The organism is Proteus faecis, from assembly GCF_003144395.1.
Classification (GTDB): domain Bacteria; phylum Pseudomonadota; class Gammaproteobacteria; order Enterobacterales; family Enterobacteriaceae; genus Proteus; species Proteus faecis.
Window position 1 is genome coordinate 177,898 of record NZ_PENZ01000028.1, and the last position, 23,987, is coordinate 201,884.

The window sequence follows — 23,987 nt, forward strand, 5'->3', positions numbered from 1 at the left end:
TGGCGAGTACTGTTTTGGTTTTTGAAAAGACTAACCTGTAGACAATGGATCATTACCCATTCACTCCACACATGACTTAAACCTATAAGCCATTTCCCTAACAGAGAAACAGGATCAGAAATCCTGCGGTTTACACTGTGTTCAGATTTCACAGTAACCGCGAGTTTATACCTTTAGTTAGTTAAAAATGCAAAGCAAAAAGTACAAAAAACTTTTTTTTCTCTATCACCTATTTTCTCAATACAAAAATAGCGGGCAACAAAAAATAAGATCAACTGTTTGATTCTACTTTCTCCCTATATTTGATTAAAAAAAGCTGGAATTAAGGAGAGAAGAGTCGTAAAATAGACGTCTAGATGTTAAAACATCCATCCTTAAACCGCTTGTATTAAGGTAACGAGATATAATGACTACACACCTTTTTACTTCTGAATCAGTTTCAGAAGGCCATCCAGATAAAATTGCAGATCAGATTTCTGATGCTGTTCTGGATGCAATCTTAGAGCAAGATCCAAAAGCACGCGTTGCCTGTGAAACTTACGTCAAGACAGGTATGGTTATGGTAGGCGGAGAAATTACCACCAAAGCTTGGGTCGATATCGAAGAAATTACACGTAACACTGTTCGTGAAATCGGCTACACCAGTTCCGACATGGGCTTTGATGCTAATTCCTGCGCAGTTATCAGTGCGATTGGTAAACAATCTCCTGATATCAACCAAGGTGTTGACCGTGCAAATCCATTAGAACAAGGTGCTGGCGACCAAGGTTTAATGTTTGGTTATGCAACCAACGAAACTGACGTATTAATGCCTGCTCCAATTACTTATGCTCATCGCTTAGTTCAACGCCAAGCACAAGTCCGTAAAAGTGGTGCTTTACCTTGGTTACGCCCTGACGCGAAAAGTCAAATTACCTTCCAATATGACAACAACAAAGTTGTCGGTATTGATGCAGTTGTATTATCAACTCAACATTCTGAAGATATTTCACAAAAAGATCTGCATGAAGCCGTGATGGAAGAGATCATTAAACCAGTTCTACCCGTAGAATGGTTAAATGAACAAACTAAATATTTCATCAACCCAACAGGTCGTTTTGTTATCGGTGGACCAATGGGTGACTGTGGCTTAACTGGTCGTAAAATCATTGTCGATACTTATGGCGGTATGGCTCGTCACGGCGGTGGGGCTTTCTCTGGTAAAGATCCATCGAAAGTTGACCGTTCAGCCGCTTATGCAGCACGTTACGTTGCTAAAAATATCGTGGCAGCAGGTTTAGCAGATCGTTGTGAAATCCAAGTTTCTTACGCAATCGGTGTGGCAGAGCCAACATCAATTATGGTTGAAACATTTGGTACTGAAAAAGTCCCAACAGCACAACTGATTTTGTTAGTGCGTGAATTTTTTGACTTACGTCCTTATGGATTAATTCAAATGTTAGATTTACTGCACCCCATCTATCAAAAAACAGCTGCTTACGGTCACTTTGGTCGTTCTGAATTCCCTTGGGAAGCAACAGATAAAGCTGAAATCTTACGTGAAGCTGCAGGCTTAAAATAAGTCTTTTGCCAATAACATCACGTTATAATTTTAATCAGACCACATCTTTATTGATGTGGTTTTTTTATAACTTCTATTTATAAAACCCATAAAAAAAGCCCCGCAATCATACGGGGATCTCAAGAAGAGAAAACGAGAAAATTAATTTATGATGAAACGGTTTCCTATAAAAAGTTAGTTAGGATAATTAATCCACTCCCCTTCATTTAACTTGATATAAGACTTACCTTGATAATCAACCACAACCGTAGCTTGGTTTTCCGCAACATTAGCAGTTTGAGGAAGCTCACTAGCTAATGCATCCCAATCAATAACCGATTGGTTAAAGACATCCCCATTTACATTACGAGAAATAAACTCAGAAATAGCTAAATAGCTGCTTGGTTCATCAACAATCACAGGAGGATAAAATTGTGCTCGATCTTTTATTCCAGTGAAACGAATACCGGCAGGTACAGTAGTAATGCTTTGGCTTGGAATATCTCTTAAGCCTGACATTTGCGTCTTATCACCTTGTAAAGCGGCACCATGCTCAGGCACAATCACCACCATCACTTTTCTTCCTTTTTTATCTAGCTCATTCATAAAGCTATCCAAATTATCAAGTAATGTAGAGGCACGTTTACCATAATCAGCAGTGCTATTTTTGCCTACATAACGGTTACCATCATGTAGTGATACCAAGTTCACAAAGGTCACCGTGCGGTTCTCATTAGACAGCTCACGCGCTTTCAACCAACGTTGCAATGTTTCCTTATCGTTGTAAATTTTGGTGCCATCAAATGCAGTAATTTGATGAGAAAGATTTTCTTGATCTTGTAAGGCGATATTAAGATTACCGAGTTGCTGAATTTCTTTGAGGTAATGACCAAACTTCCCGTTATGGTCGAGCACCAATTTCTTGGTAAATCCTAACGATGATAAATTATCCATCAGCAAGCATTGTGTATCAGCAGGATCGTATAAAGCAGAGTGGTGAGTCTGCCCACAACTCGCACGTAATAATCTTAACGATGCTGGGCCACTATAAGAAGATACGGTATTAAAGTGGCTAAATAGCACATCAAAATTACCCCAAATTGGGTGTTCTTGTAGCCCAACAGCAGCCACATCAGCGGTAGAAAGCGAGCAAATATTAATAATTAAGATATCAAAAGGCTGAGCATTAGCTGCTAACTGTGTAGGAAATGGTGTCGTCCGTTTTTTCTCATAATCATAAAATTGAGTAAGCCAATCATCCAATACCTTATTATTGACCTTCTGTTTTTGTGGTGGATAAACTGTATTAGTTGATGCCGTTTGTACCTCTTTAATCGGTACAACTTCAGGGGATACTTGCGGTTCGACTGATGCTGGTAACGCTTCGGGCTCATTGGCGGCTACGGTGCTTTTTTCAGTATTAATGTTACTTTGTTGCATAAAAGTATTCGCTGAAACAGAAGGCAACACACCTTGAGAAAAATGAGTAAACCCTCCCATATTTAACCACAATACACCTGCAATAATAAAAACTGATACCCTTACCCACTGTTCAATAAAAAGGTAACCTACTAACAAAATAAAGGCGACACCGATCATTTTGATATTAATAAAGTTAACAGTTAATTCAATAAGATAATCAAAAGAAAACTGTTTAAGTTGCCCACCTTGAGAAATTACCGTTGAAAAGCTGGGTAACCAAGTATCATGATAAAATAGAATTATCCCTATTGGGATAGCGGCCCAATTACGTATTTTATGCCAACTATTTTTTGGTAATGGGAACAATAAAAAAGCCAGAAAAAGTAAATTGCTAAAAGCATCAAAATTTAAATAACCATACCAAAGCAAAACAAACTTTAGTAAAAAATAGAAATTCCATGCTCCCAACCCATGCCAGTAATGTAAAAAATCGAACTGGGTTGTTTTAGTTTTGTTCATTTTTATTTCCTACTCTTTAGTATAAATAAAGCCAATTCGACAGTTATATGATTACTCATATCTGTCTTCTTATTACCTCTGATATTTAATTAACCACTCAAAAACCATATAAGAGAATATTTATTTAAAACCAAGTGAAAATACTTAAACAAAAGGTGAAAAAATAAAACATCATCAAAAAATAGTTCCCTTATATAAAAAATATACTAGACAACTTATTTAAACTGAGTTTAAAAATAAAAACTCAACATTCTATTTATAGAATAGCGTCTATTTTTAAAAATGATGAATTATTTACATTAAATAATAAAAGACAGAGTTATCTTATTTTTACATTGCGAAATAAACACAATACAAAACACACGTTAACAACATTAAATAACAACTAAAAAACATAGTTAACAACAAGAAAATAAATACATAAAAATAAAAACACAACCAATCCATAAAAGACTAAAATATAATAATTTTTATATAAAAATGATATATATCAATATACAATAACGATCATCGAATTTGAATATTTTAATATATTGTCATAAACAACTAATTTACATTTATTTTTTATTTCTTGATTTTGCTGATGATAACCTTTTAGCAAATATTAAAAAAATAAAAATAAAACTATAAAAGTAAAAATAAAACCAATTACTATCATTTATAAAAATAAGATAAAAATACATATTTTATGTGTTTTTACGTAATTGAAATAATGTATTTTAAAGCATATTCTAAAATAAATAATTTAATTAAACAGAACACACCATTAATTAACCACTGTTTTTATCAATATTTTAATTTCGATAGAAATTTATTCTTAATTTATCCAGAGGTTATTAAAATGAAAAATGAAATTTTTATTAACTCAAATATAAAAATAGAAAAAAATAATCTAAATAAGGATGTTAATAAACTAAAAAAATTATTTTCATTAAATAACTATCACTATCAGGATATTAATAAAGAAGAAGGAAATAGTGTGCTTATTTATCGCTGGCCATTGCTTAATGCATTTCATTACATAACTAAATGAGGCTAACTATGCCACTTATTGTATTAAAAGGGCTCCGTGGTGGAGTGGGTACAACGTCCACAACAATTGCACTTGCTCGGCAATTTAATCAACAAAATAAAGAAGTGCTTATTATTGATAATTGCACTGAAAATATTTTGTCTTTTTATTTTCCAGAACAACAAAAAACGCTCCCATTAAGTCAGGCATTATTAAAAGAAACACCAATAGAAGAGAGTATTTTTTACTATAGACCACACTACCAAGTATTACCTTTTGGCTTGGTTAATATGAAAGATAATTTGCTCTTACAATTGTCATTTTCAGCAAAACAATCTCTTAGCCATTTTTTAACGACATTTATTCAGCTACATCCTAATACCATTATTTTAATGGATTTACAGCATACACAAGACTCTCTTTTCGCACCTTGGATAGAAAAAGCTGATATTTTTTTCACCATAGTAATGGCAGAAAGTAACTGTCATATTCGCCTTAACCAACACACATTTATCGAAAATGAATATGTTCTGATAAACCAATTTCGTGCCACTAGCCAAATTCATCAAGATTTTTATCAATTTTGGCAAGCGACACCATTTCCATTATGCCCAGTCATCCTTCATCAAGATGAAGCCTCACTAGAAGCCTGTGCCTCACGTTTACCTTTATATGATTACAGAGCTAATTGCATGTTAGTAGAAGAAATATCGCAACTTACTCAATGGTGTTTTTCGTTATTTGAGAGGAAAGAAGGACAGCCATAATGCCATCACCTTACGATGCTACGAATAAAGCCGAAAAGAATATGACACAACATATTCTTATTCGTTACTACAAGTTTTATCGCCATAACGGTGCATCTCGTAGCGCAGCTATTGTTAGCGAGCTATTTCTGGGGATTATGTGGTTTTTTTTACGGATGGAATCTCCTTTTTGGCGGAAAATTGCCAGAAAACAACGAGAGCTATATCCTCATATTAATCCTCGCTGCCCTAAAGTTTTCGACCCTCTACGCTATTTGTTACAAAGTATTTGGCTAGCTTGCCATTATGTAGCCTATTTACTGATTAAAAAACCGACTCAACTTATTTTCTATATTCGAAAATCATACAAAAAACTCGTTGTTCATGTCTCTCCTATCGCGATTGAACTGATTGAACATAAGAAAAAAACCACACCTTTTTGGCAATATATTCTCTATTCTGTCATCGCTATTTTTGCCATTTTCTTTATTTTACTCAGTATCACTCAACCATTTGATCTTACATTCCAGTTTGTTTTTGTGATTGTTCTTTGGTTAGTTGCTTTAGCTATCCGCGATATTCCAGGGCGTTACTCTTCAATCACAATGATTATGTTGGCACTGACAATTGCATGTCGATACATTTGGTGGCGTTATCAGTCAACCCTTTATTGGATTGATAATTTCAGCCTAATTTGTGGTTTACTGCTTTTACTGGCTGAAACTTACGCATGGTGTGTATTATTCCTTAGTTTTATGCAATGTATTTGGCCACTGCATCGCAAACCTGTTTCTATGCCTAAAGACATTACACAATGGCAAAGCGTAGATATTTTTATCCCTACCTATAACGAAGATCTACAAGTTGTTAAACCCACAATCTATGCCAGCTTAAATTTAAATTGGCCTAAAGATAAACTCACTATTTATCTGCTTGATGATGGCTCCCGCCCTGAATTTAAGGCGTTTGCTCAAGAAGTAGGCATTCGTTACATTGCACGAGAAAAGCATGAATTTGCTAAGGCAGGTAATATCAATCATGCCTTAACACTCGCTTCGGGTGAATTTGTCGCTATCTTTGACTGTGACCATATTCCAACACGTTCATTTCTACAATTTACAATGGGATGGTTTTTAAAAGATGAAAAAATAGCTTTGGTGCAAACACCTCACCATTTTTTCTCACCCGATCCTTTTGAACGTAATTTAGGTAATTTTCGTGAAACGCCCAATGAAGGCACACTCTTCTATGGGTTGGTTCAAGACGGTAATGACACTTGGAATGCAACATTTTTCTGTGGTTCGTGTGCCATTTTACGTCGTACGGCATTGGATGAAATTGGTGGCATTGCCGTTGAAACGGTTACAGAAGATGCACATACCTCATTACGGTTACACCGTCATGGCTGGAGCTCCGCTTATATTCGCATTCCACAAGCTGCGGGGTTAGCGACAGAATCATTATCCGCACATATAGGTCAACGTATTCGCTGGGCGAGAGGGATGGTGCAAATATTCCGACTTGATAATCCACTCTTTGGTAAAGGTTTGAGCGTACCGCAACGCCTTTGTTACTTAAATGCCATGCTACACTTTTTTTCTGGCATTCCACGGATGATTTTCTTACTCGCACCATTAACATTTCTTATTTTCCATGCCTATATCATTTATGCACCAGCGATGGCGATCGCTCTCTATGTTGTGCCGTATTTGATCCATATTTCACTCGCCAGTGCGAAGTTACAAGGCCCCTATCGCCACTCATTTTGGGGGGAGGTTTATGAAACGATTTTAGCGTGGTACACCACTCGTCCCGTGTTAAGCACCCTTTTCTCTCCTCACAAAGGGACTTTCAATGTGACTGGTAAAGGTGGCGTGATGGAAGAAGGTTTTGTTGATTGGAGAATTAATCGCCCTTATTTACTCTTTCTCAACTTAAACTTGCTAGGCATTTTGTTTGCTTTTTGGCGCATTACAACGGGCGATCCCGATGAAGCATGGGCTGTTGTGATGTGTCTATTATGGGTTTGCTATAACCTTATCTTACTGGGTGTTGCGGTTGCAGTTTCTGTCGAGACAAAGCAACAACGCCGTTTTCCTCGCGTTCGCGTTAAAATCCCTGCCATGTTGCTGTTAAATAATGGCTCGCTATATCGCTGTTATCTCTATGATTTTTCTGATAATAGCTGTGCAATCTTATTACCTGATAATGTCACGCTTTCACTCTCTCAAAATGAAAGCATCACACTATTACTCAGTCAAAATCAGCGTGAACATGCCTTTAAAGCCAATATCTCTCGTATCGATGGACAAATTATTGGATTACAACTCCTTGAAATGACAACGCAAAAAGCTATCGAATTTACTGCATGTACTTTTGAGCGAGCTGATACGTGGGCAGATTGGCAAAATGAACTGCCAACCGACAGACCTTTAAATAGTCTCAAGAACATTATTTTTATCAGCATGCAAGGTTATAACACCTTGTTAAAGCGCGCTCCTTACTTTATTTACACCACTTTTCACTTACTCGGTCTTTTTTTACTGTGGCTTTCATCGTTACTCCCTCAACGCGTTAATGTTTCACAAATATTTCATCAGTCTTGAAGGAAAAACTCCGTTTTTGGGAATTTATTAATAAACAATAAGATCATGGGTAACAATAATGAAAAAACGTTTTCTCATATTTGCCTTATTTATGCTTACTTCTTCTGTTCATGGAGATGAAACGCAAGAAACGCAAACCAATATTTCAGAGCCATCCGTTACAATAACTGAAGCGCTTCCCGAAGTTATGTCTAAAGTAGCGCCTAGAAATACGCAATTACCTACTACAGATGTCACCTATTCGGCTCGTCAGAAGATATTAAAATTTGCAGAGACAGCACCTAGTTATGGCGCGCTCCATTTGACTGGTGTTAATCCTGATGGCTATCTAGAATTTGGCGTACGCAGTGATGAATATGTTTCAAAAGCAACTCTCGATTTAGAATTTACGCCATCTCCATCACTACTTCCTGTGGAATCTCACCTTAATGTCTATTTAAATGATGAGTTAATGGGAGTGATTACCTTAAAACAGGAAGATTTAGGTAAAAAAAACCAAATTACGATACCGATTGATCCTTTATTTATTCAAGATTTTAACCATATAAAACTCTCTTTTATTGGCCATTATCGTGAAATTTGTGAAAACCAAGCAAACACAACACTTTGGTTTGATGTAAGTAAAAACAGTCAACTCAATCTGACCTTTCAATCACTTCGTTTAGGTAATGAGTTAGCGTACTTCCCAGAACCATTTTTTGATAGTCGCGATTTTGGTGAATTAACACTGCCAATGGTCTTCAGCCAGTCACCGAATTTAGTTCAACAAAAAGCAGCGGCGATCCTCTCTTCTTGGTTTGGAACTCAAGTTGATTGGCGTAAGCAAAATTATCCGGTTTTTTATGATATTTTGCCAAATCAACACAGCATTATTTTTGCAACCAATAAACAAAAGCCCGCCTTTTTAAAACAGCATCCCGATGTGAAAGAGCCAACCATCGAAATGCTGACACATCCAACTAATCCTTATATTAAGTTACTTCTCATTATGGGGCGTGATGATAATGATTTGATCACCGCTGTAAACGGAATAGCTCGTGGACAAGTTATCTTCAGAGGAAATATCGTCACGATTAATGAAGTAGAGAAATTGATCCCGCGTGAACCTTATGATGCGCCAAAATGGGTACAGTTAAATAAACCTATCTACTTTAATACACTGCAAGACTATGAAGGTCAGTTGCAATCTCGCGGATTAAGACCCGCTCCTATTACATTAAATATGACATTACCGCCTGATCTATTTATGTTTAATAATACGGGATTACAAATGCAATTGCGTTATCGCTATACTGCCCCTGCATTTCAAGATGACTCTCGTATGTCTATCTCAGTAAACGACCACTTCATTAAAGCTTATCCTCTTGAGAAAGATAAAAAAGATAATCTCGTCATCGCTTATTTACCACTTATTCAAGGCTGGATTGAGCATAAGAATTTATTGAATATTCCCGCAGTAAAACTAGGAGAAAGAAATCAAATTACATTTGCCTTTGATTACACTAACCCAATTCCGGGCGGCTCAGTAGATCATTGTATTACTTATCAACCTGTTCCAAATGCTGTCGCCATTGATGATTTATCTAGTTTTAATTTTACTGGTGATTATCGACACTATATTGCACTACCTGATCTGCGAGTTTATAGCCATGCAGGCTTTCCATTTAGTCGTTATGCGGATCTATCAGAAACCTTGATTTTTGTTAATCCACAACCGTCTCCAACACAATTATCTACCCTATTAATTTCAACAGGAAATATAGGTGCTCAAACAGGTTATCCTGCGCTAAATGTTTCATTAACAGATTCATTGGATGAAGTGCAAAAAAGGGATGTAGATCTACTACTTATTGGAACAATTCCGCCTGCATTCAATAATGATAAACAGATGAACGTACTGATTGATAAAGCACGTAGTGAAATTACTCTACCTTCTCGTGAAATCAGTATCTTTAGCCACACAAGTTATCAACCAAATGATAAACGCCCTGATAGCCGAGTCTCTCTGATCTCAAAGGGATCAATGGGGGCAATTATTGGTTTCCAATCTCCATTCTTTTCACAACGTAGCGTTGTCGCATTATTAGCCGATAGTACACAAGGTTATAAACTGTTAAATGAGGCAATTAGTGACAGCGGTAAACGTGATGCGATGTATGGTTCAGTGGTATTAATTAGAGGATCTGGCGTAAATAGCTTACGTGTGGGTGATACTTATTTCGTCGGTTATTTACCTTGGTGGGAAGAAGTTTGGTATGTGTTTGCCTCTCACCCTATATGGCTTGGTTTAGCGGCAATTATCGGCATTCTTGTTGTCTCTCTTCTTATTTGGCGAGCAATGAAAATAAGAAGCCAACGTCGTTTAGCGACTAAGGACTAAGCTATGTGGCAATTTGGTCACACACATCGCCACTCTGTTATTGCTCTCTTCTTGCTGACAGGCTTTCTGCCTGTCACGCAAGCCAGTGAAGAGACTGCGGAAGCTTTTTTACAAGAGCAAATAAGATTAGGAACATCAACGGGAAATAAAGCTTTAGTGGCTCAATCATTACATCGTTTAGCGTTAATTAAACCTAATGATCCTAATATTTTATTAATGCAAATTCAGCTTGCCACAAAACAGAAAGACAATACAAAAGCACAACAATTATTTAGCCAGTTAGGCGCTCAATTTCCACAATCAGAGCAATATCAGCGTGCAATAAAAACCTTATCACTGACAACAGATGTTAATCGGCAAAAATTACAGCGAGCTCAACTTTATCGTACAGCTGGGCGCTATGATGAGGCGTTAAATTTATACGATGAAATTTATCGCGGAGTACCCCCAGATGAGACTTTAGCATTAGAATATATCCAAGTACTGATGCACTCTTCTCATGATGATAAGATAGATAGACTTAATCATATTTATCACCAATATCCTCAGAATGAGAAAATAGCAAGTCTCTACCAGCAACAATCCACAATAAAATCAGCAGTGACAACAAGCACAGTCAGTACGGTTTCCACGGCAAAACCTAAAACAGATGTTGCTTCATTACCTATTGCAACCTTAAAACAAAAAGTACGACAACAACCTGATAATGCTGATGTTGTAGGGGCTTTGGGTGTACGTTATTCTCGTGAAAATCAACGTGGTGCTGCTATTTTCTATCTGTCTCAAGCACTAAAATTATCACCCAGTCATGATAATAGTGGTCAATGGCAAGCCATGTTGCAAGCAAACCAATATTGGCATCTCCTTTCAAAAGGCGATGAAGCACTATTAAAACAAGATTACCCATTAGCTGAACATTATTTTCGCCAACTCAATAAGTTAGCCCCTTATGAAAGCGAGCCTTATATTGGTTTAGGTAATATTGCAGTTGCACAGCATCAATTAGCGCTTGCTGAAAGCTATTATTTGCAGGCCTTAAAATATCACTCCAACCACTCTGCGACATTACATAGTCTCGCAAAACTTTATCGACAACAGTCACATGATAAAGCGCAACAGTTTATTGATGGTTTAACGCCAAGACAATATAAAAATTTGGCTGAAGATTATGGCTATATTATCTCAGGTATAAGACAAGATTTAGCTGCAGATGATGAACATAAAGAGCGATATCTTAGTGCTATTGAAAAACGTAAAGCGATTGCTAAAGATTATCCTGATGATGTTTGGAATATTTATCACCTTACGGATGATTTACTAATCACCCAACAAGGCTCTGTGGCTGAAGCGTATTTTAATCAACTTAATCGTCGGCTCCCTAATGATCCATCTCGTCTTTATGCCTACGCGCTATATCTCAATAAAACAGAACGAGAAACTCAAGCTCTTGATACATTAAAAACGATCCCTTTATCTCAACGCAGTGAAAGCATGAAAGCGTTAGATAGTCGATTACGTTTTGGTGAAATAGTCGCGCATGCAGAGTCTCTACGCGCCAAAGGACAAGAGCAACACGCTGTTGATTATCTTTTTTCCCATATTCCACCAGAACAAAAAATGCAGATTTATTTGCTATTAGCAAACTGGGCGCAGGAGCGAAATAACCTTGAACAAGCCCTCAGTTATTATCATACCGCTCTAAATCTGGAATCTAATAATGAAACGGCATTACTAGGTGCAACAGAAATTGCCTTAGCACAAGGACAAAAAGCACAGGCAAAATATTATCTTGCAAAAATAGCAACACTTTCACCTAGCCAGTTTAATAACAACGCTATTAGACGCGTCGCCAATGCGGAAAAAGAGGTCGGCAATACAGAAAAAGCACAACACTATTTTGCTTATTTGACACAACAAATTGAAACAGAGCCAGACAGTGCTGATCCTTTAATATTACGCGATATTGCTCGTTTTCATCGTGATGAACAACATCGTCAACAAGCACACTATTATTACCAACACGCTATGCTCAAGGATGGAATAGCAGATAGGTTGCCAAAAGATAATATTGAATACACCAGATTAATGCGCAATAACGAGAACGACAATTGGCTATCTCGAAGTCTACGAGCTGATGCTCACTCTCTCTATCGTCAACAAGAGTGGCGTTTTACTCTTGAACATGATTATTGGGGTTCTAATGGTAGCGAAGGCTATTCCAAACTACGCGCCCACACGACGATGTTACAACTCGATCACCCTGTTTATAATGGCCGTTTCTTCTGGCGAGCAGACTTAGTTAATCTTAATAGTGGCAAGCTGGGTACATCACCTTATGATGCTAAATTTGGGACTTGTTATCGCACAGGATGTTTTCCGCTAGAACAAAAATCCTTTGGTGTTAGCCCTGCAATTGGCTGGGAAAATGGTCAATGGCAATGGGATCTTGGTACAACTCCACTGGGTTTTGAAGTAACTGATTGGGTTGGTAAAATCGCCTATAGCCATGATCTTTTTAATGTGGGCTGGACACTTGATGCTCACCGCCGCCCGGTTAATAGCTCTTTGCTGGCTTTTGGTGGTCAACGAGATATTTGGACAAATCAAATATGGGGCGGTGTTAGAAGAACTGGCGTTCGTTTAAGCGGAAGCTATGACTTAGGTGGAAAAGACGGTTATTGGGGCGAAATTTCTATTGATAAATTGACGGGTAAGAATGTGGAAGATAATAGCAGTGTTCGAGGTATGGGAGGCTATTATTATAAACTTATCAATGAAAATAACCGTCGCGTATCTATCGGATTAAATACTATGCTTTGGCATTATGATAAGGACTTAAGTGGATACACTTTAGGTCAAGGTGGTTATTATAGTCCTCAAAAATATGTCTCTTTAGGGCTCCCCATTAATTATCGTGAACGTACTGAAAATTGGTCTTGGGAATTATCAGGTTCCGTGTCTTGGTCTTACTCTCAAACAGATGACAGAAAACGCTATCCTTTACAATATCTCATTTCTCCCGATAAATTTAATCGCTATATGAATGGACTTAGCCCTGAAGATCGAGAAGATATGATGAGGCTTTATTATCAAGAGCATGATGCTATTGATGAAGGAGGTTCCAGCAATGGTTTTGGTTATACCGCAAGAGCATTAGTTGAACATCGCATAACACCACATTGGTTTATTGGTGCAGCTATCGATATTCAACAAGCAAAAAACTATACCCCAAGCCATGCATTAATGTACTTACGTTATTCATTTGATGGCTGGAATGGTGATTTAGATTTACCACCAAATCCTCTTATTCCTTATGCTGATTTTAAATAATATTCAATGCATTAAATACACAAACGGGAAGCACTAGCTTCCCGTTTAACATTTTCGCTGAAATAGTGATAACAAGTTGCCATTATTACGCTTTACGAAAAAATCCAACAAGCAACCAACCGACAATCATGGCAAGGACAAATAAAATGCCTTGATAAAACCCCGCACCTGCTAATACCAAACCCGGACCAGGACAAATTCCAGCTAATCCCCAGCCAAGACCGAATAATACACTACCTAGCACTAAGGGTTTATCAATCACTTTATTGGTCGGGATATTTAAAGGACATGCTAATACACTTTGCTGCCTACGGTGCGTTAATTGGTAACCTATCACACTGACAGTCAGCCCTGCTCCCATAATTATCAATAAAGAGGGATCCCAGTTTCCGGTAATATCCAGAAAACCTAGAATTTTTTGTGGATTGCTCATTCCACCAACAATCAATCCTGCACTGAATAGAAGACCACAAAGAAAAGCAACAAACTTAGTCATTCTCTTAGCCTCCTATCACATGGCGCTGAATATAAACAGTAATAAATGCAGTCACCATAAAGACTAAAACGGCTACCATCGAGCGACGCGATAATCTCGCTAATCCACAAATACCATGCCCGCTAGTGCAACCATTGCCTAAACGTGTGCCGGCACCCACTAGTACTCCAGCAATAATTAACATCCAAGGTGAGGCTTCAATCACAGGTGATAAAGGTTTATCAAAAAAATAAAACAGTGTGGGGGCGATTAACATGCCAAGTAAAAAAGCCCAACGCCAACCATTTCCCTGCTGTTTCTTTGATAAAACACCCCCTAAAATACCGCTTATTCCTGCAATACGGCCATTAAATAACAGTAAAATGGCGGCCGCGGCACCTATCATAAGTCCACCAATTGCCGCACTTAAAGGCGTAAAGTGAACCCAATCTATATTCATAAATTAACCTGCTATAGGGCAATAAAGCTGATAAAGCGTATTGAGTAGCACGAGAACTTTTTCATCAGCAATAGAATAAAAGATACGTTTTCCATCACGACGAGTATTCACTAACCCTTCATTACGCAAAACGGTTAGTTGTTGAGAAAGAGTAGGTTGACGAATACCTAAACTCTCTTCTAATTCACTCACACTTTTTTCGCCCTGACTTAGTTGACACAATAATAAAAGGCGATCGCCATTTCCTAGCGTCTTAAGCATACTGGACGCTTCATGAGCCGCCAATTTCATTGCATCTAATAAATCAGGTTGAACTCGTTGTGTCATGGTAAACTCCATAATCAATATACTTTTTAATAATATGTTAATTTATATATTGTGCAAGTTTTCTTTTTATTGCGTGTTTGTATAAGGCACTATATGCTCTGTAACATGAAAACGGTAAGAGTCCCCATAGCCTTAGTGCAAAGCGTTATGCAAACACTGCGTGAAAAATTGCAGCAGGCTAATCTTTATCTAAATACAAATTACCCAGAACCTAGTCTACATTATAATCAGAGAGGAACGATTGCAGGCAGTGCCTATTATGCAAATTGGGAAATCCGTATTAATCCTACATTATTGATTGAAAATAAAAAGAATTTTATTGAAGAAGTTATTCCTCATGAATTAGCGCATTTATTAGTTAATCGCCATTTTGGTCGTGTAGCCCCTCATGGAAAAGAGTGGAAATGGATGATGGAAACAGTCTTACAAGTTTCAGCTAAACGAACCCATCATTTTGATATCAGCACGGTTAAAGCTAAAACGTATCCTTATGCTTGCCAATGTGAAGAGAAACATCAGCTCACTATTCGTCGTCATAACAAAGTATTACGCGGAGAAACACAATACCGTTGCCGGCATTGTCAGGCGATATTGAAATTTATAGAAAATTAAAACAAATAGATAAAAATAAAGCCGATACGTAGGTTTACTCGCATCGGCTTTATCTTAAGAATAAATATATGAGATTGTCTTAAGCAAACTCACTCATCACATGAGATGCGATTTCAAAGTAAATAATAAGACCAGTACCATCAATTAACGTCGCGATAAACGGAGCTGAAACAACCGCAGGATCAATACCTAAACGTTTTAATACCATTGGAATAACAGACGAAACAATCGCACTCCAAACTGTAATTGAAATAAGCGTTAAGCCCACAACAATCATCACTTCCATACCCACACCTAAAAACCAAGCACGCACAAAACCGGCAATACCCATAGTCAGTGCAACCATTATGGATGTGGTTATCTCTTTTCTTAATACAGACCAAATATTACGCAGACTGACTTCCCCTAATGCCATCGCACGTACTAATGTTGAAGTGATCTGTGTTCCACTATTTCCGCCTGTACCAATCAACAATGGAATAAAGAAGGCTAATGAAATTGCAGCTTCTAGCCTATCTTCAAAGGCATGCAATACGGTACTGGTATACGCTTCTGCCACAAACAGCATCAACAACCACACAACACGCTTGCGCCATAATGTTACTGGGCTGGTTTCTAAATAGGGTTGCTCTAAAGGTGAAGTTGCCCCTTGCATTTGTGCATCAAGTGTATTCTCATCTTCAATTAATTCAGCAATATCTTGAGGACGTAAAACACCGACTAATTTTCCAAAATGCATCACGGGTACACTGTCTAAACCGCTATGGCTAATCAGTTGATACACATCATGTCGATTCTGTTCTGGTGAGACAGAGAAAAAAGTTTGACGCATCACATCTGACACAAACAGCTCATTAGCAGCGGTTAATAATGATTTAACGGGCAAAATCCCATTTAGATAATTATCTTTATCCACAACATATAAATAGGTTGGAATTAATTCATCTTTTAAATCATTAACCAATTGAGCTTTTACATATTCAATAGAATCAGCGATAGAAACCGCAATATAAGATTGACTCATATAAGCACTAACAGTTGCATCATCTTTTAAACGATTGTATTGGTCTTGCGTTGAGTTGTTTTGTGGTGTGTTTAAGGATGCATCTGCAACTAATACAGCATCCATTTTGTTTTGAGTATTGAATTTCATTTTGTGGTTCCCTATTACTGTTTGTGTTTAGCAAATCAGTTCTCCATAGGGGCGAAACCAGAAGCGAGAATGCAAAAGCTATCTACACGTCTCGGTTTTAGCACTATACAACGTATCCGATGAATACAGGAAGTTACATGGGGATATACCTTCGGTCGATATATCCTGTCCTAATCTTGGGCGTCTCTCGACGTCGTCAGATCAGTAACCTATGTTTGTATAGGAGCCTCGCCTAACGAGATACTGCACTTTTCTTGCGAATGCGGCGCGCATTATAACCACTCACAATATAATGAAAAGCACGATAACGATTTTGTTTAAGTTCTATTGAAAAATAGCTCGCAATATTTATCACACAAATTAAATAATATAATTTCATTCAAAACTAATATATAAAAAAGAGATGATGCTTTCCTACAAAAGCTAAAATCGTATAGTAAAAGATAATCTGTATATTAATTGATTATTTAAATGCTAATTTTTGACCTCTTATTTCTTCTGCTTGCAAAAATATCTCTTTTACCGTTTTACCATCTAATGATTGGCACATTTTACGAGTAATAATATCCGAATTTTTATGACGCCCCGCGCTCACTAAATCATTAAAATTAATATCATTAAGGATAGCTAACTCTATTGCTTCATCAAAACGCGCTTGTTCATCAAGGGGAAGTGAATTGCGCATTTCAACAATTGAGATACGTAGCGACTCTACATTAGAGCCATCAAGGGTTTGTTGAGGTTTTTCACAACCAGATAACATGACACTAAATAAACAAATAACTAACAATTTTTTCATATATCCCCCCTTACCCAATCAATAGTTTAAATAATAGCAGAATGTTTATAAGGAAACTCCCACTAACTAAAATATATTTTTAATTAGTCATCGTTGCCAATATTTTTATTATTCTGAATAAATAAAAACCGTCTTTAATTTAAAATAAAGAGAAGTATTTTCCAGATTATTCGTTTTTTTAATGGGAAGAATAGACATAAAAAACCCTGTTAATAAATTAACAGGGTAAAAAAACAGGAAATTAGCAGGAAATACTTAATAGAAAAAAGAGGTTAAGCGAGCTCAACATCGCCTTTTAAACGACAGCTACATGCTAAGACATAACCTTGAGCTATCTCTTCAGCTGTTAATGTACTGGTACTGCTAACATCATAATCACCACTCACAATACGAGTTTTACAACTACCGCAAACCCCTGAACGACAAGCAGCAAAGACAGGAACTTTATTTTCTTCCATAGCTGATAATAAAGTCACCCCAACAGGAACTTTAATTTTTGATAATGGATGGCGAATAGTCATGGTTAATTGTTCGTTTTCATCGACACAAACAGGCTCATCGCCAAAACGTTCCATAAAGATATTCTCAGCAGGTACCCCAAGATTTCTTGCAAAACGTCTAGTGTCTTCCATATAACTATTTGGACCACAGCACATAACTGTACGACTCGCAATATCAGGTACTAATGCTGCTAATTTTTCTTGAGAAATACGTCCACTAAATATCCCTTTATTATCAGGTAACTTAGGCATCATGATAAAATTAAGGTTGTATGGATATGCATTTGCTAATTCAATCCACTCTTTCTCAAAAATAAACTGGCTTTTCTCACGAATATTAAAAATAACCGTAATATCTGCTTTAGATTGATTATTTAACAACCAGCGAGTCATCGACATAACAGGTGTCACACCACATCCAGCTGCTAACATTAAATAGCGCTCGCCCTCTTTACCCGCGCAAGTAAATTCCCCCTGAGCATCAGATAACCACAGATAATCACCCGGTTTTACTTGTGAAGTTAACCAATTTGAACCGACACCATTTTCTAAACGGCGAACGGTTAAAGTAATAAATGGGCTTAATCCTGGAGAAGATGAAATAGTATAAGCACGCATTATTTCATCACTATTATTGATACTAACCAGTGCAAATTGACCCGGTTTATAAGAATAAAAGTCATGATTAATTAAGTTTAATGTCCACACTTCAGGTGTTTCCTGATTAATAGAGTGGACTTGCATACGATTAGGACAAAGAGAAGTAGGCATCGTCATGGATATTGAACCCTCACCGAAGCCCTTAGGCTTCGGTAATGATAATGAATTTAAAACATTAAGCAGAAAGAATATCTTTAAGATCTTGTTCTGGTGTAGTAATAGAGCGCATACCAAATTTCTCATTTAGCACCGCCAGCAAATTATCAGTTAAGAACGCTGGTGCTGTTGGGCCGGTATAAATGTTTTTCACGCCTAATGAAAGCAGAGTCAATAAGATAACAATCGCTTTTTGCTCGAACCAAGAGAGAATTAAAGACAATGGTAAGTCATTAACCCCACAACCTAATTTCTCAGCAAGGTTAACCGCTAGCATAATCGCTGAATAAGCATCGTTACACTGACCCACATCAAGTAAGCGTGGTAAGCCTTCTAAAGTACCGAAATCCAGTTTATTGAAACGGTATTTTCCACACGCTAAGGTCATAATTAAACAGTCTTGTGGAATTTCTCTTGCAAGGTCGGTGTAGTAACTACGTTCACCACGGCTACCATCACAACCTCCCACTAAGAAAACATGACGCAATTTTTTTTGTGAAACTAAATCAATCACAGTATCAGCAGCATTTAGTAGTGTTTCACGACCGAAACCAACGGTAATTAAATGCTCAATTTCGTTGTATGGGAAACCTTCTAATGATTGTGCTTGTTCAATCATTTCAGAGAAATCATCACCCGTAATATGTTTTACACCCGGCCAACCAACAATACTACGCGTCCAAATACGATCACCATAATTGCCTACATTCGGATCAATAATACAGTTTGAAGTCATTAATACAGGGCCAGGAAATTTTGCAAACTCAATTTGCTGATTCTGCCAACCACTTCCATAATTACCCACTAAATGTTTGTATTTTTTCAGTTCTGGATAACCATGAGCCGGTAACATTTCGCCATGAGTATAAACGTTGATCCCTTTGCCTTCTGTTTGCTCAAGTAACATTTGCAGATCTTTCAGGTCATGACCTGAAATTAAAATAGCTTTACCTGCAACAGGACGCACGTTAACACTCACTGGTATAGGATTGCCGTAAGCTTGAGTTTCACCTTTATCAAGAATAGCCATAATGCGGAAATTCATTTGACCAATACCCATCGCATTTTCTAGCAACTCATTCATATCAGAAGGATCCGTCCCTAACCACGCCATATAACGGTGATATTCTGCATAAATTTCATTGTCATACTGACCTAAAACATGCGCGTGCTCCATATATGCAGCAGCCCCTTTTAAGCCATACAGGCACAGCATACGTAATCCATGAAGATCGTCACCAATTTGTGCTTTATCTGCATTTAAAGCAAAAAGTTGAGCTTGTTTTTGTAAGCTGTCTAAATCGTTACCCGCTAATTGGATTTCAGCTCTTGGATTAGTGACTTGAATTGCTGCATTTTTCGCTAAAGTACGAGATTTCAAACTTTCACGGAAATAGATAGCTTCTTTCGCATAGCCAACAATACGCTCAGAATCAAAATTGACATTAGTTAACGTAGAGAAAAAAGCACGAGGAGCAAAGCTATCTACATCATGATCAATAATACCAACGCTACGCGCTGCTAGAGCCCACGCTGAAAGCCCTTCTAATACTGCAACGAGTAAATCTTGAAGATCAGAAGTTTCTGCTGTTTTACCACACATACCTTGCGCATAGGCACAGCCATTACCTACAGGTGTTTTCATTGTTTGTTCACATTGCACACAATACATATCGTATTCCTTCTAATAAGAGATAACGCTTTATTTTTATAAGTTGCATTCTATATGCAACATAAGAATACGCTATTTATATAAGAGAGAAAGTGCAATATTGAACAATTTAAATGTTATTTGATCTAACGCAATTTCCTAGCCAATCTTTTCATATCTCCTTTTTTATCCTTTGATTTTGCTTTAAGCCTCAAAAATTTTCTAAAAAAGAAAACGTTATTTCATTACGCTGATGATGACTAAATCAGAAAAAATATTTAAGGGTAATTAATGCGTGTTTTTTGTTTAATCATATAAAGAGTGAGAGATGAAGCGATTAAGTTTATTCATTTCTATTAAATCAGTAATACTCATTACTATTTTTTATAGTTAATATCACCTATTGCACCAATAGCTAATCAAATTACTTCAATTGATATATGTTATTAGCAAGAGTATTACGAAATGAAACTATAAATCCGAATGATACTCACCCCTACATTGGAGATTAAAAATGATTAAATTAAATAATGTTCCATCAGAATTTCGCCCTCTAGAAAGCTACAAAATGCTAATTGGAGGAGAATGGGTATCTAGCACATCTCAAAAAACAACGAAAACCTATAGCCCAGCTACTGGTGAATTATTAAGTGAATACCAATCTGGTAGTGCTGAAGATGTTGAACGCGCAGTGAGTGCTGCACGTAATGCATTCAAAACATGGAGTAAAACGTCACCTGCTGAGCGCCAAACCCTTTTATTAAAAATTGCAGATCGCTTAGAACAAGAACAAGAACGCTTCGCTTGGATTGAATCGCTCGATAACGGAAAACCACTCAATGAGTCGAAAAACATAGATTTACCCGCCTCTATTGACCATTTTCGATATTTTGCAGGCGTGATACGCTCTCATACCGATGAAAGTGCCGTCCTAGACGAAAATACCATTAGCCTTGTTATTCGCGAACCTATTGGTGTTGTTGGTCAAATTATTCCATGGAACTTCCCTTTGTTAATGGCAGCATGGAAATTGGCTCCTGCGATTGCAGCTGGTGATACTGTGGTTATTAATCCAGCAACCTTGACTTCCCTTTCATTATTAGAGCTAGGTCGTATTTTAAATGAAATATTACCAGCTGGTGTGGTTAATATTGTTACGGGGCGCGGATCTGTTGTCGGACAAGCTATTTTAGAACACGAAGATATTGATAAACTTGCGTTTACAGGTTCTACCAATGTCGGTTATACCGTAGCCGAAGCTGCTGCGAAAAAAATGGTTCCTGCAACATTGGAATTAGGCGGCAAATCAGCCAATATCGTGTTCCCTGATGCAAACATGAAAAAAGCAGTCAAATATTCAGCATTAGCAATATTGATGAACCAAGGACAAGCTTGTGAATCAGGTTCACGTTTGTTCTTACATAAAGATATTCATGATGAATTTTTGAAAGCATTAAAAACTGAATTTGAGAGTATTCGTGTCGGTGACCCACTTGATCCAAATACGCAAATGGGTACACAAGTTAGTCAAGATCAAATGGATACCATCCTAGGCTACGTTGAACTCGCGAAAAAAGAAGGCGCAACTGTTTTAACCGGTGGTGAGCGTATTACTGGTGAAGGTTATGATGACGGATTCTTTGTTCGTCCTACTATCATCATCAACGCAACAAACCAAATGCGTGTAGCCCGAGAAGAAATTTTTGGACCTGTATTGTGTGTTATTCCATTCGATAATGAAGATGAAGTGATCGAAATGGCAAATGACTCTGAATATGGCCTTGGTGGTGGTGTTTGGACTCAAGATATTAACCGAGCCTTACGTGTTGCAAAAGCAGTAAGAACCGGTCGTATGTGGGTTAATACTTATCACGAACTCCCTGCACATGCACCATTTGGGGGTTACAAGAAGTCAGGTTTAGGGCGTGAAACACATAAAATGATGTTAGATGCTTATAGCCAAGTGAAAAATATCTTCATCAGTATGAAAGAATAACATTTTCTCTCTTTTCTAAATTCTTATAAATATAATATCTATACTCATCTCTTCGCCTTCTCCCCAGAAGGCTTTTTATTGTCTGTAATTTCTCACACCTCAAGTTATTGCCATAAAAAAACCGCATACTTATCACTATAAAGCATGCGGTTTTATATTATATTGTTATCCAATAAGTAAGAACCAGTTACTCTGCTTCGGCTTCTTTTTTACTCACTGAGTGAATTTCTTTATCCAATTCAATATTATCAGCGTTAACATCTTTTATATGATCTCTTGTTAAGCGATAAACAACAGGGCTTAATAAAGCTAATGCGATTAAGTTAGGAATAGCCATCATTGCATTGAGAGTATCGGCTAACAGCCACACAAACTCTAACGATTGTGTGGCACCAACTGGTAACGCAATTAACCATGCAATCCGAAATGGTGTAATCGCTTTGGGTCCAAAAAGATATTGCACACATTTTTCACCGTAAAAACTCCAGCCTAAAATCGTGGTAAATGCAAAAATAGCCAATGCAATTGCCACAATATAGTTGCCTCCAGGAATAGCGATAGAGAATGATGCAGCGGTTAATGTTGCTCCACTTTGTCCTGTTAGCCATTGTCCTGTAATAACAATAGTTAATCCTGTAACAGAGCAGACGATGATGGTATCAATAAATGTCCCCAACATCGCAATCAAACCTTGGCGAACAGGGTTTTGTGTTTTTGCTGTCGCATGGGCTATAGGCGCACTACCCAATCCCGCTTCATTTGAGAAAACACCACGCGCGACACCAAAACGGATCGCAGCCCAAACAGCTGCACCAGCAAAACCACCTTGAGCAGCAACAGGTGTAAACGCAGATTTAACAATAAGGACAATAGCATCAGGTATCGCTGTTACATTCATTGCTAAAACAACAATACCCGCACCAAAATAGCCAACGGTCATAATAGGGACTAATTTACCAGCAACATCAGCAATACGCTTAATGCCTCCAATAAGTACGGCACCCACCAAAACAACGAGCACAATAGCGGTGATGGTCGTCGAAATACCAAAGTTACTTTCCAGCACATCAGCCACAGAGTTTGCTTGTACTGTATTACCTATACCAAACCCCGCAAAACTACCAAAAACAGCAAAAACAGTGCCTAGCCAAACCCAATTTTTGCCTAAGCCATTTTTGATATAATACATTGGCCCACCAACATAGTTTCCATATTTATCAACTTCACGGAAACGTACAGCAAGCACGGCTTCTGAATATTTGGTTGCCATTCCCACTAATGCGGTCATCCACATCCAGAACAATGCACCTGGCCCCCCCAAGACAACAGCCGTTGCAACACCAGCAATATTACCGGTTCCGATAGTGGCAGATAATGCAGTCATCAATGCATTAAATGGCGATATTTGTCCTTCACCTCTTTTATCATTTTTTTCAAATAAAAGCTTAAACCCTGTACCCAATTTTCTAATCGGTAAAAAGCCAAGTCGAAGCTGCATAAAAAGGCCGATACCGAGAATACCGACAAGCATCGGAACTCCCCATACCACGCCATTTATAGCGCTTAATATATTTGTGATGAAATCCATAATTTACCCTTTCTCGTCCAAATGTTATCTAAATATGTATTTTTTGTTATCAAAT

At 37.5% G+C, this 23,987-nt stretch carries 17 protein-coding genes and 1 riboswitch; of the genes, 8 read left to right on the forward strand and 9 right to left on the reverse strand.

Translation table 11 applies throughout. The annotated features are described in order from the left end of the window. Positions 1–406: 406 nt before the first annotated feature. Entirely contained in the window at positions 407–1,561 is a 1,155-nt protein-coding gene (metK, locus tag DK858_RS07890; RefSeq protein WP_109396927.1) for a methionine adenosyltransferase, read from the forward strand. Positions 1,562–1,735: 174 nt separating this feature from the next. Here the strand turns inward: metK and bcsG are convergent, their stop codons facing one another. Beyond that, the gene (bcsG, locus tag DK858_RS07895) at positions 1,736–3,481 is read right to left on the reverse strand and encodes a cellulose biosynthesis protein BcsG (RefSeq protein ID WP_109396928.1); all 1,746 of its coding nucleotides are present in this window, start codon (positions 3,479–3,481) and stop codon (positions 1,736–1,738) included. Between the two features lie 841 nt (positions 3,482–4,322). Between bcsG and bcsR the strand changes: the two genes are divergently transcribed. Genes bcsR through bcsC form a run of 5 tightly spaced genes read left to right on the forward strand, consistent with a single transcriptional unit; the run spans position 4,323 to position 13,555 of the window. After that, positions 4,323–4,514, forward strand: a complete 192-nt coding sequence (bcsR, locus tag DK858_RS07900) for a cellulose biosynthesis protein BcsR (protein WP_109396929.1) — start codon at positions 4,323–4,325, stop codon at positions 4,512–4,514. Between the two features lie 8 nt (positions 4,515–4,522). Beyond that, a complete protein-coding gene (locus DK858_RS07905; RefSeq protein WP_109396930.1) occupies positions 4,523–5,260 on the forward strand; it encodes a cellulose synthase operon protein YhjQ/BcsQ in 738 nt (245 codons plus the stop codon). Beyond that, on the forward strand, positions 5,260–7,845 hold the full coding sequence (gene bcsA, locus DK858_RS07910; protein ID WP_109396931.1) for a UDP-forming cellulose synthase catalytic subunit: 2,586 nt from the start codon (positions 5,260–5,262) through the stop codon (positions 7,843–7,845). The genes DK858_RS07905 and bcsA overlap by 1 nt, the downstream gene beginning before the upstream one ends. A gap of 58 nt (positions 7,846–7,903) precedes the next feature. Continuing rightward, entirely contained in the window at positions 7,904–10,225 is a 2,322-nt protein-coding gene (gene bcsB, locus DK858_RS07915) for a cellulose biosynthesis cyclic di-GMP-binding regulatory protein BcsB (protein ID WP_109396932.1), read from the forward strand. Between the two features lie 3 nt (positions 10,226–10,228). After that, entirely contained in the window at positions 10,229–13,555 is a 3,327-nt protein-coding gene (gene bcsC, locus DK858_RS07920; protein WP_109396933.1) for a cellulose synthase complex outer membrane protein BcsC, read from the forward strand. Positions 13,556–13,640: 85 nt separating this feature from the next. On the opposite strand, the gene DK858_RS07925 is transcribed toward bcsC, so the two are convergent. The 3 genes from DK858_RS07925 to DK858_RS07935 are packed head-to-tail and all read right to left on the reverse strand — an operon-like array spanning position 13,641 to position 14,817. Beyond that, positions 13,641–14,051, reverse strand: a complete 411-nt coding sequence (locus tag DK858_RS07925; protein ID WP_109396934.1) for a DUF6691 family protein — start codon at positions 14,049–14,051, stop codon at positions 13,641–13,643. Between the two features lie 4 nt (positions 14,052–14,055). Then, complete coding sequence (locus tag DK858_RS07930; protein ID WP_109396935.1) at positions 14,056–14,490, reverse strand: YeeE/YedE family protein; 435 nt, start codon at positions 14,488–14,490, stop codon at positions 14,056–14,058. 3 nt (positions 14,491–14,493) lie between these two features. Beyond that, positions 14,494–14,817: an ArsR/SmtB family transcription factor gene (locus tag DK858_RS07935; protein WP_109396936.1), complete on the reverse strand. Its 324-nt coding sequence runs from the start codon at positions 14,815–14,817 to the stop codon at positions 14,494–14,496. A 105-nt stretch (positions 14,818–14,922) separates the two neighbouring features. Here DK858_RS07935 and DK858_RS07940 point away from each other — a divergent pair, with 105 nt between their 5' ends. Beyond that, positions 14,923–15,429 (forward strand): SprT family zinc-dependent metalloprotease, encoded by a 507-nt coding sequence (locus DK858_RS07940; protein WP_162556665.1) that lies wholly within the window; start codon positions 14,923–14,925, stop codon positions 15,427–15,429. A 79-nt stretch (positions 15,430–15,508) separates the two neighbouring features. On the opposite strand, the gene mgtE is transcribed toward DK858_RS07940, so the two are convergent. From mgtE to hcp, 4 genes are all read right to left on the reverse strand, one after another. Continuing rightward, positions 15,509–16,582: a magnesium transporter gene (gene mgtE, locus DK858_RS07945; RefSeq protein WP_109396938.1), complete on the reverse strand. Its 1,074-nt coding sequence runs from the start codon at positions 16,580–16,582 to the stop codon at positions 15,509–15,511. A 75-nt stretch (positions 16,583–16,657) separates the two neighbouring features. Then, positions 16,658–16,829: riboswitch (M-box (ykoK) riboswitch) on the reverse strand. Positions 16,830–17,045: 216 nt separating this feature from the next. Continuing rightward, the gene (locus DK858_RS07950; RefSeq protein ID WP_109396939.1) at positions 17,046–17,381 is read right to left on the reverse strand and encodes a DUF6694 family lipoprotein; all 336 of its coding nucleotides are present in this window, start codon (positions 17,379–17,381) and stop codon (positions 17,046–17,048) included. 272 nt (positions 17,382–17,653) lie between these two features. Beyond that, positions 17,654–18,658 (reverse strand): NADH oxidoreductase, encoded by a 1,005-nt coding sequence (gene hcr / locus DK858_RS07955; protein WP_109396940.1) that lies wholly within the window; start codon positions 18,656–18,658, stop codon positions 17,654–17,656. A 58-nt stretch (positions 18,659–18,716) separates the two neighbouring features. Continuing rightward, positions 18,717–20,369 (reverse strand): hydroxylamine reductase, encoded by a 1,653-nt coding sequence (gene hcp, locus DK858_RS07960; RefSeq protein ID WP_109396941.1) that lies wholly within the window; start codon positions 20,367–20,369, stop codon positions 18,717–18,719. Between the two features lie 493 nt (positions 20,370–20,862). Here hcp and DK858_RS07965 point away from each other — a divergent pair, with 493 nt between their 5' ends. Continuing rightward, the gene (locus DK858_RS07965) at positions 20,863–22,344 is read left to right on the forward strand and encodes an aldehyde dehydrogenase family protein (protein ID WP_109396942.1); all 1,482 of its coding nucleotides are present in this window, start codon (positions 20,863–20,865) and stop codon (positions 22,342–22,344) included. Positions 22,345–22,531: 187 nt separating this feature from the next. Here DK858_RS07965 and DK858_RS07970 read toward each other — a convergent pair whose 3' ends face one another. Next, positions 22,532–23,932 carry an alanine/glycine:cation symporter family protein gene (locus tag DK858_RS07970; protein ID WP_109396943.1) on the reverse strand — a complete coding sequence of 467 codons (1,401 nt, stop codon included), beginning with the start codon at positions 23,930–23,932 and terminating at the stop codon, positions 22,532–22,534. Positions 23,933–23,987 lie beyond the last annotated feature (55 nt).